This is a genomic window from Alloscardovia omnicolens DSM 21503, from assembly GCF_000420505.1.
GTDB classification, from domain to species: Bacteria; Actinomycetota; Actinomycetes; order Actinomycetales; family Bifidobacteriaceae; genus Alloscardovia; species Alloscardovia omnicolens.
Genome location: NZ_ATVB01000007.1, coordinates 40,684 through 52,907 on the forward strand (window position 1 = coordinate 40,684; position 12,224 = coordinate 52,907).

A 12,224-nucleotide genomic window follows, 5' to 3' on the forward strand; every position below is an offset into this window, starting at 1 on the left:
GTGTGTATGAGTGTTTTAGCTGAAGAAAATCAAGCAAATTCTGTCTGGACGCGCATGCTCGAAGGCAATAAGCGCTTTGCACGCGGCGAGGCTGTGCATCCATGGCAAGATAAGGAAACCCGCGAAAGTTTGTGCGCCGGTCAGAACCCAAGCGCTGCTGTTCTCGCCTGCGCGGACTCGCGTGTATCGCCGGAAATCATTTTTGACGAAGGTCTCGGCGATATCTTTACCATCCGCTCGGTCGGCGGCGTTCTCGATCAAGCGGTCATTAACTCTCTCGAATTTGCTGTCGATATCCTGCACGTATCTGTTCTCGTGGTCATGAGCCATGAGCACTGCGGTCTGCTCGAAGCGGCAGTCAACAGCGCTAAAACTGGTAACGTGCCGCCATCGCTAACATATGCGCTCGGCGAGGTTGCGGGCACGATGGAAGCGGCCGAGGATGCGGATTCGCAGGACGATGTAGAGCGCATTCACGTATCAACGCTTATTATGCAGATTGTGGAACGTAGCCCTATTATTGCTCGCGCTTTAGCAGCTGAGGAGCTCAAGATTGTGGGAGCGCGCTACACCATGACTAATGGTCTTGTTGAAGTGCTCAGCTTCTAGGTACGCGAAGGGCTGATTCTTTATGCCGATATGGCTTAACCTTTTCTTTATTTTGCTCTTTATGCTGGTGGGAAGCGTGTTCTCAGGCACGGAAATGGCTTTAGTATCGCTGCGTACCAGTCAAATTGAACGCATGGAACAGGAAGATGACCGCGGCGCTCATGTGGCGCGTGTAGCGCGCGATCCTAACCGTTTCCTGTCTGCTCTGCAAATTGGCGTAACTCTTGCTGGTTTCCTCTCAGCATCTTTTGGAGCCAGTTCTCTGTCTCCACATATCGTGCCATGGCTTGAATCTTTAGGCATGAACGCTGGGCTTGCCAGCGGTTTAACAATGGTGATGCTCACTCTGCTCATCTCCTACCTTTCTATTGTGGTCTCTGAGCTAGTACCGAAGCGCATTGCTTTGCAACAGGGTGAGAAAATTGCGCGTTCCATGGTGCCAATTATCGATGTTTTCGCCACTCTCACCTCGCCAGTTATTTGGCTGATTGGCAAGAACACGAACGGTATTGTGCGTTTGCTTGGTTTCGATCCAAACGAGGTAGAAAGCGAGGTGAGTAACGATGAGTTGCGTGTGCTCGTCTCCTCGAATACTCGTTTAAGCACAGATGAGCGCGAAATCCTTGCGGATGTTTTTGGCGCTGAACAAACAATTGTGGCCGAGGTTATGCGCCCTCGTGCTGATGTGGTGTTCGTGGACGGCACGATGAGTTTAACGGCTGCGGCAACTTTTGTGCGCGATCAGCCATATTCTCGCTTCCCTGTAACCGGCGAGAGCTTTGACGATATTCTCGGCTTTGTGCATGTGCGCGATTTATTGGATATTCGCGATTCGGAAGCGAAAACTGTGGCAGATGTTACCCGCGATATTTTGCAACTGCCAGGAACCTCGCGAATTTTGCCAAGCATGAGCCTTATGCGTCAGCGGGGGATCCATTTGGCTGTGGTTATTGATGAATATGGCGGCACAGATGGCATTGTAACGCTCGAAGATATTACAGAAGAAATTGTGGGCGATATCCACGATGAATACGATTTGCCAGAAGATTCGCTCAATTCCATGCACAACGCGTTTGTAAACGGTGTGCTCACTGTGGATGGTGGGATGACGTTGGAAGATTTTGAGGAAGTCTCCGATATTACGCTTACCGACGGCCCTTATGAAACTGTTGCCGGCTATATGATTGCTCGCACAGGAGAGTTGGGTTATGAAGGTCAGGTTTTGAGCGACGACGATGGCTACGACATGGTGGTTACCGAAGTAGAAGGACGACGTATTCAAACCATAGAAGTGCGCAAACATATTACTTCTGCTGATACTGTGAAATAGATGACACGCATAGCGTAAAACGACACGTTCCACCGTTTTCTTTCTCTTAACAGAGTAAAGTTATAATTACGTGATTTTTTGGAAAGAAGGCAATAATGGCATTAAATTACACTATTGCAGGTTTGAGTGAGTCGGCAAGCGAGAAGATTATTTCCATTTTGCAGAGCCGCTTGAGCCAGGAACAAGACGCTGCTCTTATTTTGAAGCATGCACATTGGAATGTGAGCGGTCCTAACTTTATTGGCGTTCACGAAATGATTGACCCTCAGGTTGATGTTGTGCTCAATCAGGCTGACGAAACTGCTGAACGTATTTCTCAGCTTGGCGGCGGTCCAGATGGTCGTCCAGATGCTGTTGTGCGCAACCGCGATTGGGCTGAGTTTGACCTCACCGGCACAAACTCCACCGAGGCATATATTAAGGCTCTGATTGCTTACTACGATGAGTTCATTATTAATGACCGCAATGCTATTGCAGAATTAGATGAGCTTGACGTTATCAGCTCTAATATTATTCAGGATCATGTGCAAGACCTCGAAAAGTTCCAGTGGTTCTTGCGCGCTCACCTCGGATAATCTAATCTCACAGCACAAACCTTCTCCCCTTCCGGAGAAGGTTTTTCTTTCTCTCGTAGGCTTTTGGTATTCTCGTAGTACTAAGTTAAAGGAGACATAATGCTTACATCACCGATGATTTACACTGTTATAGCCATTATTGCGCTGGCTATTCTCTGTTCCTGCGCATACGTAGTTCCGCAACAGCAGGCTTTTATTATTGAACGTTTCGGTAAATTCCATACTGTGAGCTTGGCAGGTTTGCATTTTAAGATTCCTTTTATCGATCGTATTGCTCATAAAACTGGTCTGCGCGTGCAGCAGTTAATGGTCAAAGTAGAAACAAAAACCCTCGATAACGTCTTTGTGAACGTAGTAGTATCCACGCAGTTCCGCGTAGACTCCTCTAATGTTGCGACCGCATACTACGAGCTGGGAGATCCCGCTGGGCAGTTGCGTTCCTACATGGAAGACGCTTTACGTTCCGCTATTCCTCAGCTGAGCTTGGATGACGCTTTTGCTCGTAAGGATGACGTAGCACGCGATGTTCAGGAAACTGTGGGCGCAGAAATGGCTCGTTTTGGCTTTACTGTAGTAAAGTCCTTGATTACTGCGATTGATCCTTCCGAGCAAGTAAAAGCTGCTATGGATTCCATTAATGCAGCTCAGCGAGAGAAGGAAGCTACCCGCGAACGCGCTGAAGCTAACCGTATTGCCATCGAAGCTCAAGCAGCTGCTGATGCAGAAAAAACACGTCTGCAGGGTGAAGGTCAAGCAAATTATCGTCGCGAAATCGCTAATGGTATTGTTGACCAAATTAAGAGCCTGCAAAACGTGGGCATGAATATTGAAGACGTCAATAATGTTGTGCTCTTCAACCAGTATCTGGATGTTATGCGTTCGCTATCTGAGTCAACTAATGCCAAGACAGTTGTATTACCAGCCTCAACGCCAGGCGGATACCAAGATTTATTCACTCAGATGACCAACGCAATTGCTACTAATAACGGAAACAAGTAAAATGGAGGTATAAGCGTGGGTGGAGAGAAGAAGGTAGTATTTCTCCCGAATGGCGAATAGTTTCCCCACCTCCTTCTATTCGCCACAGGCGAGCACTCGTTGCACATTTCTGTACGTGCAATTAATAACTCCCATAGGAGTTGAGTGCTCGCCTTTTTTGTCGCCAATCAGGAAGATAGCCACTTATTCTATTTCTAAAACCTTCGCCATGACCGCGCTCATACAGGTGGGTCAGTTCATGAACAAGCACATACTCTAATAAATCCTCAGGCACGAAAGCTAAAGCAAGGTTTAAGCGAATACGTCCCGTTGATGGAGTGCATGATCCCCAGCGAGTTTTCATACGACGATATGTGATGCGTGTGGGCTGCCTGCCAATTACTGTGCTCCACTGTGAAAGTAATCGAGGCACTGTGCTTTCCAAAATCTGACGCGCTTCCTCCTCTTTTGCAGGAGTCCATCCAGACAGCAGATTCGGATTCGTATGCTGCGATTGAGTCAACAGAATGCGGTCGCGTGCTGTATCAATCCAGTCTGAACGCTCGCGAATCAACTTTTCTATATCTTTTTGATGCACATAATACGGAGCAGTAACCTCCACGTGAGCCTGAGGCGGTTTCACACGTAAATACATGTTCTTAACGCTTTTAAGGATAACAGTGACCTGAAAGCCATCTATTTCTAGTTCATACACCTGAGGCATGTTCTCAGTGTGCCATATGGACTGTGCAGGTGAACCCATGTTCGCGACACGCGGATAAAGGAAAATTGACTTTAGAGAATATATGGTCTATTGTTTTCTTTTGTTGTGACAAATGGCACAACACCATAAATGAAGAATGGGCCCGTAGCTCAGCAGGTTAGAGCGCATCCCTGATAAGGATGAGGTCGAAGGTTCGAGTCCCTCCGGGCCCACGCTAGAGATAGCGTGTCGCAGTCCTCTCTGTGTGATAGGATATTTCTTCGTTGGGGGTATGGCGCAGCTGGTAGCGCATCTGCTTTGCAAGCAGAGGGTCAGGGGTTCGAGTCCCCTTACCTCCACGTGTATAGGCTTTCGGAAAAATCCGGAAGCCTTTTTTCATGCCGAAAACCGCATGCTTTCAACGTTTTTGGTTATATGCTGGATTTTCCTTTTCCTCGTATAAACCCGCATATGAGTGCTTGTTACCGCCACTTAGGTGAGCATTTAGGTGACGCACCTTGATTCTCACCTCTACAATGGAGGTATGGAGATGCCACGCAAAAAATCACGCCGTAATGATTGGGGTTCGATTGTCGAACGGCGCAACAAGCAAGGAGAAGTCACTCGCCTCGAGGCTCGCTATCCCAATCCCAAGAATCCAAAACAGCGTATAGCAAAATCTTTTAGTGTCAATGAACGTATGAGAGCTCAAGCCTGGCTGGATAAAGAGCGCAAACTCGTTGATGAGTTCGAACGCGGAGTCAGCGACTGGGCACCTCCCAAGGAACGAGAAACACAAGTAGCTCAATCTCACATCACGTTCAGTGAATACGCTGACGAGTACTTAGAAAACTACTCCGTTTCCCTTACTGAAGCAACAAAAAGACAGAAACGAACTTCTATCTCTCATTTGAAGGATGCTTTCGGTTCTATGCTTCTTTGGGAGATTACTTCAGCGCACATTGATGCATGGCTAATATCGAGCCGTAGTTTTGGCTTAACTGCCCAGAGGAACGCTTTCATTGAGTTGAAGGCTATCATGCGTAAAGCTGCTACACCTGCGGGCAGTCAACCTGCTCTCATTGAATCGTCACCAATTATTCAGAAGACTCCACCACGCCCGAAATCTCAACAAGCCAAAATCCCACCAGCAACACCCGAAGAAATCCATGCTATATACAACGCCATGCCCGACTACACGAGAATTAGCATCTACCTCGCAGTCGTATTCTCCTTACGCATCAGTGAAGTATGCGCTCTCCAAGTCAAAGACATTGATTTAACACGTAAAACACTCCACATTCGTCACGCACTCGCCCGAGGTAAAGATGACAAAGGTGACCTGCATCTCGCTCCAACAAAAACCGAGTCAAGCATGACCAGTATGGCTATACCCGACGCCATGATTCCCATACTAAACGCTCACATCCATACATACTGCGATACAAACGACCCAGAAGCGATGCTTATCAAGCCAGTGAACACTCACATCATGAACCCTAATAGTCTTCGTAATCAATTCGACATTGCCCGCAAAAAAGCCAACCGTCCTGACCTACACTTCCACACCCTCCGCGCTACCGGGATTACTGAAGCCGTGTATCAAGGCGCAACCATGAAAGAAACACAAGTGTATGGGCGCCACGCAGACGCCACCGTCAGCTTAGAACATTACCAACGTGCCAAAGAAGGGTCCACCTCAACACTGACCACGAAGGTATTTGATGCGCTCATAGAACCAGACAGTAATCCAGAGCAGATTCGCGCTCGTATAGATTCGATTACAAAGAAAATTCACGAGCTAGAAGCAGAACGCTCCAAACTCGAAGCACTCTTAAAACCGCAGTAGATTGAATTAAATTTTCTTTTTTAGAGGAACGTTACGCTCATCATTCATACAGTGAGAGCGCGTTCCTCTTTTTTATACCCCTTAAATGTATGCCAGACGAACACAAAACGTTGAAAACTGCTCCACAGATAGGGGTTTAACTTAAAAGTTGCCAAAATCGTGCAGATTGATAGGGGTATTCGAGTACAAGGCAACTTTTTATGAGAAGAGTCTCTTTTTTACGTTGCGCAAGAATTTTTGTGCTTTTTGCACGTGCCCCAAATTCTGCCGCACGGATAGGGGTATTAACAACATCAACTAAAGCAAAATTCCAAGGTAGCCAAAATCGCGTCCAAGAGGGGTACCAGCACACACCAAGAACATTTCGCAATGGCATTTCTCGCATTACGTGAACGGCAATGGGCGGTTCCGTGTGTGAAGGAATTTGTCATGAGTAACACTAGTTTTCGTCATGAATATTCACGTGACGAGCTTAAATGCATAATACAACAGTATCAGCGTGATGCTGTAGATACGAAGGATATTGCGCAATATTTTGATGTATCACCAACAACAATTCGAAAATGTAACCGTGCGAGCGAGCTTAAAACTGCTATTGAAAGACGAATAGGAGAAAAGGTCTTTAACTCCGTCTTACCAATTAAGACCCAACAATATATTCTTAAACCAGTCCTTGATTCGCTAGAGCATCGTTCTCGCGTCAAGAAGGGGATTGTGTTCACACTCCCGTTCTTTCTTGCTTATGGCGTTGGGAATCTTGACTCTCAACTTAATGATATTCATCAGGAATCTCAGTCACAATCCCCTATGTGGGTAAGTGCTAATACAGCTTGCCAACGGTTCAATGTAAGCAAGAAAACTCTTTATCGCCATCGCTCACAGTTATCTCATATGACGCTCGGAAAAACTGCAATACGCTACAACTTCATCAACTTATCTGAAGTCTATGGAATAAAGAAAGTTTATGGAATAAATATGACTTCCCTAGCGCAGAGTGACCTTTCTAGCTCGCAATGACCACAAGATGCATATCTGCATGGGATGGAATAAAGATATCTACTTCCGAAACCTTATGAAGCAGATGAAAGGAGACGTTCATGAGAGCCACAGCACAAGAGACTCGTACCATCCCTCAGCTTCTCACCAAAGCTGAGGCGTGCAAGATTTTGTGCTGTGGTCATACCTTCTTGGACTCGCTAATTGCAAACGGCGAACTGGTCACAGTTCATTGTTCTCGAAGGAAAGTCTTAGTGACCGCACAATCGATCACGGATTTCATTGAACGTCGCACTCACAATTAATTGTGACACAAAATTAAGGAGTAATAATGACAAATTTAGTTGTAGCAATTATGTCGCTACTCGACGGACATATCGTTTTTGGTGTTCGCCCTGTTTTTGACCGGAACGCGGAAGATTCTCGTACTCAAAAAGTTCGTAATGGGCTTCCTGAATGGTCGTTCTCAGTTGGTTTTGAATCGGAAACGTTTGGCGGCACAGAGCTTGTTCCTGTGAACGTGAAAGTGCCATTAGACGCCAAAACCGTGAAGTCTATCCGTGTTGGCTCGTATGTCACTTTTAAGGACTTGATGATGCGAACCGGTGAATTTGATGGACGCGCTTACATCTCGTTTAGCGCATCTGGATTAACTGTAGACAATAACGATACGGAGGTGCAATTGTAATGGGACGCAAAATTCGATTCATGGGAAGGCAATTACTACAGTTCTTGAGCGATGCTATACAGTTATTCATACCGAAGACACCTGACCCAATTGATGAAGTAACATCCGCTATCCAGTCCACTTGGATTAAAGAGGGTGTAGCTTACCAGGTTGGTCTCATGGCAACTCGTACTGAATACCCTTACGAGACAAAACGTCGTGAGTTTATGCTTCACGAGTTGGAATCTTTACCTGACAGTGAAGAAAAAGAGTTACACCGTGTAGAGCTTGAAGACCAGCTCGAGGATGCTCGACGTATGTTCCCTGCACTATCAACGGTCAAGCTCAGTCCGTACACGTGCGAGGTCTATATCCGTCCAACGTTCCTGCAAACCACTAGTGACATCCTAGCTAAGCAAGAACAGCTGTCGAACGTGTGGAACGTGTCTATTGCGAATGCACATGTAGACCAGAATCTTAATGTGATATTCACGATTGATGTGCGAGAGAAAGCATCGTGGGCACGCGATGAGTAACCAAACTACCCTCGCAGGCAGCGATGCGTTTGGCAGCCCAGTCTTTATGGATTGGGCTGCGCCCTCACACGCAATCGTTGCTGGTATGACACGCAGTGGTAAATCCGCGCTCCTGTACACCCAACTTAGCCAACTCGCGAATAACGACACCGTGCGAGTGATTGGTATCGACCCGTCAGATTTGCTTCTCGCACCTTTTGCTCAGCGTGGTGAGACCCTTATTATTCTGGGTTCTCAAGGTGTGGACGCAATGATAGACACTCTCGAAGCTATTGTTCATGTGTGTGAGCATCGTATGGCAACTCTTACGCAAATGCGAGCAGACAAAATTGACGATTTCACTGTCGCTCAACCCTTACTTGTATGCGTGATTGAGGAATATCCGGGACTTCTCGAGATAGCAGCCTCGCTCGATGCTATAGACAAGCCTAAAGGCACACGCGCATCACGCATCAAGTCTTTGGTACTCCAGCTCTTAGCACAGTACGCGAAAGTCGGGTTACGCGTCGTTCTAGTAGCACAACGCGCGGATGCTTCTCTCATCGGTGGTATCGCTCGAGCCAACATTGGTACCCGGTTCATTATGAGGTCGGACCCTGACGGCTTGAAGATGCTTGACCCTTCCATGACACCTGAAGAAGCTCAGTTACTGCAACGCTGCTTGCCTGGTGTGTGTCGTTTCATATGCCCGGGACAGTTACCACTCTTCTTTCGCGGTATCGATATGGATTACACCACCTACATGGATACCATTCTCCACCATTTGCCAGGCAACCAATCCTAGCCAGTTGGGAAGTGCGGGAGTGAAGCGTAGCCGGAAGGCGAAGCCAAGCGACCGCATCTTTCCCCTAGAAGTCCTAGTAAGTATTACCTAGGACTTCTGTCGCTAGTCGCAAACCCTGCCAAACATCAATATTTTCAATACTTTTATCAGCTACACGTTTCCCTCTCTCCATGCAGCAGCGTGAAGCACCACTAAAGAAAGGTCCCTCATGGAACACGAGAAAGTAAAAGACGCTCAAAGCCGTGACTGGATGTTCACCCTCAAAATCGAAAACGATTCCACCCTGACAACACTTCTGGGAATGCTAGGCTCGTGGACTGCACTCGAATACGTGTTTCAACACGAACGTGGCTCCAAGTCTACTGACGACAATCCTGACGGCTATGACCACTTCCAAGGTTTCCTTCGCTGTAAGTCCAGTAACCGTTTCAGCACGGTCAAGAACCACTTCATTAAAGCAGGCTTGCCTACTGTCCATATAGAAGCACGTAAAGGCAGCCCACGGCAAGCATACGATTACTGTACCAAAGAAGACACAAGAATTGAAGGTCCCTGGCAGTCCGCGCATATCATGGACAATCTTGACCTAGCAACAGGTAAACGCAACGATATTGAAGACGCCCGTGAACTCATTGAATCAGGATTGACTCCTCGCAAGATTATGCTTGCAGATTCTGAGGGACGCTTCGCTCACTTAACCACCTATATCGAAACCTATTACCAGGCACGCCTTTCCAACGAGTACGCCACCAAAGAACGCGATGTTTTGCCTATCTACCTTTACGGTGAAACCGGCAGCGGGAAGAGCCGGTGGGTAGCCGACAATCTTGGCTACCCAGACGTGTACACAGTCTCGGACTACACCCACCCATACGACGGATACACCGATCAGAAAATTCTTGTCTTTGATGAGTTTCATTCCCAACGTCCCATCGAGGAAATGCTGCGACTTCTTGACCCTTACCCCGTAGAACTTCCTGCCCGCTACCACAACAAACAAGCCTGCTATAGGCTCGTTATCGTCATTAGCAACTTTCCACTTGCCACTCAATACGAAACAGCTGAATATCCACAACGTGCAGCCTTCCAACGTCGTTTCTTCCTTGAAGCCAACCGAAGTAATTCAATTGATATGGCAAAAATGGAATACTTAGTACGTTCTCATCTTCATCTCGAAAGTACACAAATTCCTGAACAGTCTGAAGATGAGCCAGTTGTTCTTTCCCCTGAGATGCAAGAAATCTTTGGGCTACCAGCTCAAGAATGAGACCTCCCCCTGCCTAGTCGTTCCGAAACCATCCCAGTTAAGATAAACCAATGCGTTCAGGTTTTCCTGAATATGCGACATAGAATCATTAGTGGCATGAATCACATCATGAATACCCTGATTGCCACCCGATTGCATTCCTGCTGGGGACTGCTGGTTAGTAGTAATCGAAAGGTTATACTTAGACTCAGGCTCATTATCACCCAAAACAATCAAATTGATATTCGAGTTGGCACCAGTGGTATTAATGGAATCCATTCCTGCGCTAATAACTGAGCGACCTGTAATGAAAACATCAGTTGCCCTGTACTGCGTTCCATCAGGTTTTGTAAGAATCTTGTTCGCATAATTATTCAGCGAATCCTTATATGCTTGTACATTATTTACCGCATTATCGACAGCATACCACTTCTCATCACCCGTTAAAGCAGCTCCTACACCAACTAAACGGCAATTACCACCCCCAGTATCATGGCATCGCTGGAGAGCGATATTTAGAGCGGTCTCAACCTTCGTTGTAGGATCCTTGATTTTTAGAGCGTATTTGCCACCCATCTGCTGGATGAACCATTTTACGCCATCCACTGTTGCAGGATGGTTATTATCATCAATTAACCAAGCTGGGTGTGCCTTAGCTTTTCCACCTCCGCCACCACCGGGCTGCTCACCTGTACCGCCACCCTCTGCGAAAGCCGCAACAGCTCCCGCACTTAATGTAGCTAGTGCAAGACCTCCTGCAACTAGCTTCTTCCACTTCTTATAACTTCCCATAAATATAATCCTCCGTCTACTTTCTAACGAATTTTAGACTCCGCAGAAGCGAACAAATAAAAAGCAAGGAATTCATTCGCCCCCTGCTAATAGAGAAAATATGCTCCGTAAGATAGAGCAGATTAACTATTTTCTAAAGTACGGTATTACACGCCTCACCTTGACAAGGCGTCCCATAAAGCCTATTCCACTCTTCACCAGTCATACCCTCCCAAACTGGTCCTAGAGCACCACTGCCACTATCGCTCTTTGGTTCAGAGCTACCACTACCACTGTTGCTCTTCGGTGCGGAATACCCACGGTTGCTTCGTTTGGATTGTGCTGCCTGAGCTGCCGCTGCTGCTGCCGCCTGGGCGTCTGCCTGCGCCTTAGCCTGCTCACTGCCATTAACAGCGTTGACTGCATCCTCTAAAGCCTTAGCCTTATTGTTGAGGTCATCTACGTTCTGGCTTTTATCATCATAAAGCTTTTGAGCATCGTTGATAGCATTCTGCAGAGTAGTACGAGTATTCTCGTCTGCTACCTTACCGTTACTCTCCCCAAGCTTATTATTCGCCTCATCAAGCTTAGCCTTGAGGTTATTTGTCGCGTCCTGAACATCCTTAGCAGTCTTAGACTTCGCAACTGCTTTCGCATCCTTATCAATCACCTTCAGAACTGCTTCAAGAGCATCAGCACTCTTCCGGTTTGTTGCGGAAATACCCTGTAACGTTTTTGTATCTAAATTCACGCTACATGCCTTCAGCGTGACCGTCTTATAAGATGCATCCTTCGCTAAGGCTTTAACTGTCTGGCTATCCTCGACCTGGTTCTCTTGAATACCTAGCACATCCTTGAGGCTGGCGAGTTTCTTCCCATACTTCACCGTATCCGTCTTATATGTTGCTGTAATGTTCTGGCAATCCTTGACAGCTCTCTCATGCGCCTTATTACGCATGTACACGTGCACTCCAGTACACACACCAGCTATAAGCACAACCGCAACCAGACCAGCAATCACTGCCTTAGCCTTCTTACTCAGACCAGACTCAACCGAAGCATCAGCTATCTTGGCTTCCTTCCCAGCATCAACGACTGGGGATTCACTCTTCTTGTCCTGAGTAGCACTCATAAAAACCCTCTTCACTCTCACCAGACCAAGAACATAACCATATTCTAG

At 47.0% G+C, this 12,224-nt stretch carries 13 protein-coding genes and 2 tRNA genes; 12 read left to right on the top strand and 3 right to left on the bottom strand.

The features are described from left to right. The first annotated feature begins 6 nt into the window (after positions 1-6). The 4 genes from G464_RS0104090 to G464_RS0104105 all read left to right on the top strand — a co-directional run bounded on the left by G464_RS0104090 (position 7) and on the right by G464_RS0104105 (position 3,513). Positions 7-609, top strand: a complete 603-nt coding sequence (locus G464_RS0104090) for a carbonic anhydrase (protein WP_022856840.1) — start codon at positions 7-9, stop codon at positions 607-609. Between the two features lie 22 nt (positions 610-631). Further along, positions 632-1,939, top strand: a complete 1,308-nt coding sequence (locus tag G464_RS0104095) for a hemolysin family protein (protein WP_022856841.1) — start codon at positions 632-634, stop codon at positions 1,937-1,939. 95 nt (positions 1,940-2,034) lie between these two features. Next, a complete protein-coding gene (locus G464_RS0104100) occupies positions 2,035-2,514 on the top strand; it encodes a Dps family protein (protein WP_021617309.1) in 480 nt (159 codons plus the stop codon). Positions 2,515-2,628: 114 nt separating this feature from the next. Further along, positions 2,629-3,513: an SPFH domain-containing protein gene (locus tag G464_RS0104105; protein ID WP_026472598.1), complete on the top strand. Its 885-nt coding sequence runs from the start codon at positions 2,629-2,631 to the stop codon at positions 3,511-3,513. A gap of 121 nt (positions 3,514-3,634) precedes the next feature. Here the strand turns inward: G464_RS0104105 and G464_RS0104110 are convergent, their stop codons facing one another. Then, positions 3,635-4,216: a M48 family metallopeptidase gene (locus G464_RS0104110; protein WP_022856843.1), complete on the bottom strand. Its 582-nt coding sequence runs from the start codon at positions 4,214-4,216 to the stop codon at positions 3,635-3,637. A 138-nt stretch (positions 4,217-4,354) separates the two neighbouring features. On the opposite strand from G464_RS0104110, the gene G464_RS0104115 reads away from it, so the two are divergent. The 8 genes from G464_RS0104115 to G464_RS0104155 all read left to right on the top strand — a co-directional run bounded on the left by G464_RS0104115 (position 4,355) and on the right by G464_RS0104155 (position 10,294). Then, positions 4,355-4,428: transfer RNA gene (locus tag G464_RS0104115), tRNA-Ile, on the top strand. 53 nt (positions 4,429-4,481) lie between these two features. Next, positions 4,482-4,554, top strand: a tRNA-Ala gene (locus G464_RS0104120). Positions 4,555-4,739: 185 nt separating this feature from the next. Beyond that, positions 4,740-6,044 (top strand): tyrosine-type recombinase/integrase, encoded by a 1,305-nt coding sequence (locus tag G464_RS0104125; protein ID WP_022856844.1) that lies wholly within the window; start codon positions 4,740-4,742, stop codon positions 6,042-6,044. Positions 6,045-6,473: 429 nt separating this feature from the next. Continuing rightward, positions 6,474-7,061 (top strand): hypothetical protein, encoded by a 588-nt coding sequence (locus G464_RS0104130; RefSeq protein ID WP_022856845.1) that lies wholly within the window; start codon positions 6,474-6,476, stop codon positions 7,059-7,061. Between the two features lie 310 nt (positions 7,062-7,371). Then, positions 7,372-7,728: a hypothetical protein gene (locus G464_RS0104140; protein ID WP_022856847.1), complete on the top strand. Its 357-nt coding sequence runs from the start codon at positions 7,372-7,374 to the stop codon at positions 7,726-7,728. Beyond that, entirely contained in the window at positions 7,728-8,243 is a 516-nt protein-coding gene (locus G464_RS0104145) for a hypothetical protein (protein ID WP_022856848.1), read from the top strand. Before G464_RS0104140 ends, G464_RS0104145 begins: the two co-directional genes overlap by 1 nt. After that, a complete protein-coding gene (locus G464_RS0104150) occupies positions 8,236-9,027 on the top strand; it encodes an FtsK/SpoIIIE domain-containing protein (RefSeq protein ID WP_022856849.1) in 792 nt (263 codons plus the stop codon). The genes G464_RS0104145 and G464_RS0104150 overlap by 8 nt, the downstream gene beginning before the upstream one ends. Positions 9,028-9,235: 208 nt before the next feature. Then, entirely contained in the window at positions 9,236-10,294 is a 1,059-nt protein-coding gene (locus G464_RS0104155; RefSeq protein WP_022856850.1) for a replication-associated family protein, read from the top strand. Here G464_RS0104155 and G464_RS0104160 read toward each other — a convergent pair. Beyond that, entirely contained in the window at positions 10,277-11,065 is a 789-nt protein-coding gene (locus G464_RS0104160; RefSeq protein WP_022856851.1) for a hypothetical protein, read from the bottom strand. The genes G464_RS0104155 and G464_RS0104160 overlap by 18 nt on opposite strands. Before the next feature lie 133 nt (positions 11,066-11,198). Further along, complete coding sequence (locus G464_RS09670) at positions 11,199-12,176, bottom strand: hypothetical protein (RefSeq protein WP_022856852.1); 978 nt, start codon at positions 12,174-12,176, stop codon at positions 11,199-11,201. Positions 12,177-12,224 lie beyond the last annotated feature (48 nt).

Excerpts from the sequence above, each read along its gene's own strand:
- G464_RS0104090 (WP_022856840.1), top strand. The coding sequence starts at position 7 with ATGAGTGTTTTAGCTGAAGAAAATCAAGCAAATTCTGTCTGGACGCGC.
- G464_RS0104095 (WP_022856841.1), top strand. The coding sequence starts at position 632 with ATGCCGATATGGCTTAACCTTTTCTTTATTTTGCTCTTTATGCTGGTG.
- G464_RS0104100 (WP_021617309.1), top strand. The coding sequence starts at position 2,035 with ATGGCATTAAATTACACTATTGCAGGTTTGAGTGAGTCGGCAAGCGAG.
- G464_RS0104105 (WP_026472598.1), top strand. The coding sequence starts at position 2,629 with ATGATTTACACTGTTATAGCCATTATTGCGCTGGCTATTCTCTGTTCC.
- G464_RS0104110 (WP_022856843.1), bottom strand. The coding sequence starts at position 4,216 with ATGCCTCAGGTGTATGAACTAGAAATAGATGGCTTTCAGGTCACTGTT.
- G464_RS0104125 (WP_022856844.1), top strand. The coding sequence starts at position 4,740 with ATGGAGATGCCACGCAAAAAATCACGCCGTAATGATTGGGGTTCGATT.
- G464_RS0104130 (WP_022856845.1), top strand. The coding sequence starts at position 6,474 with ATGAGTAACACTAGTTTTCGTCATGAATATTCACGTGACGAGCTTAAA.
- G464_RS0104140 (WP_022856847.1), top strand. The coding sequence starts at position 7,372 with ATGACAAATTTAGTTGTAGCAATTATGTCGCTACTCGACGGACATATC.
- G464_RS0104145 (WP_022856848.1), top strand. The coding sequence starts at position 7,728 with ATGGGACGCAAAATTCGATTCATGGGAAGGCAATTACTACAGTTCTTG.
- G464_RS0104150 (WP_022856849.1), top strand. The coding sequence starts at position 8,236 with ATGAGTAACCAAACTACCCTCGCAGGCAGCGATGCGTTTGGCAGCCCA.
- G464_RS0104155 (WP_022856850.1), top strand. The coding sequence starts at position 9,236 with ATGGAACACGAGAAAGTAAAAGACGCTCAAAGCCGTGACTGGATGTTC.
- G464_RS0104160 (WP_022856851.1), bottom strand. The coding sequence starts at position 11,065 with ATGGGAAGTTATAAGAAGTGGAAGAAGCTAGTTGCAGGAGGTCTTGCA.
- G464_RS09670 (WP_022856852.1), bottom strand. The coding sequence starts at position 12,176 with ATGAGTGCTACTCAGGACAAGAAGAGTGAATCCCCAGTCGTTGATGCT.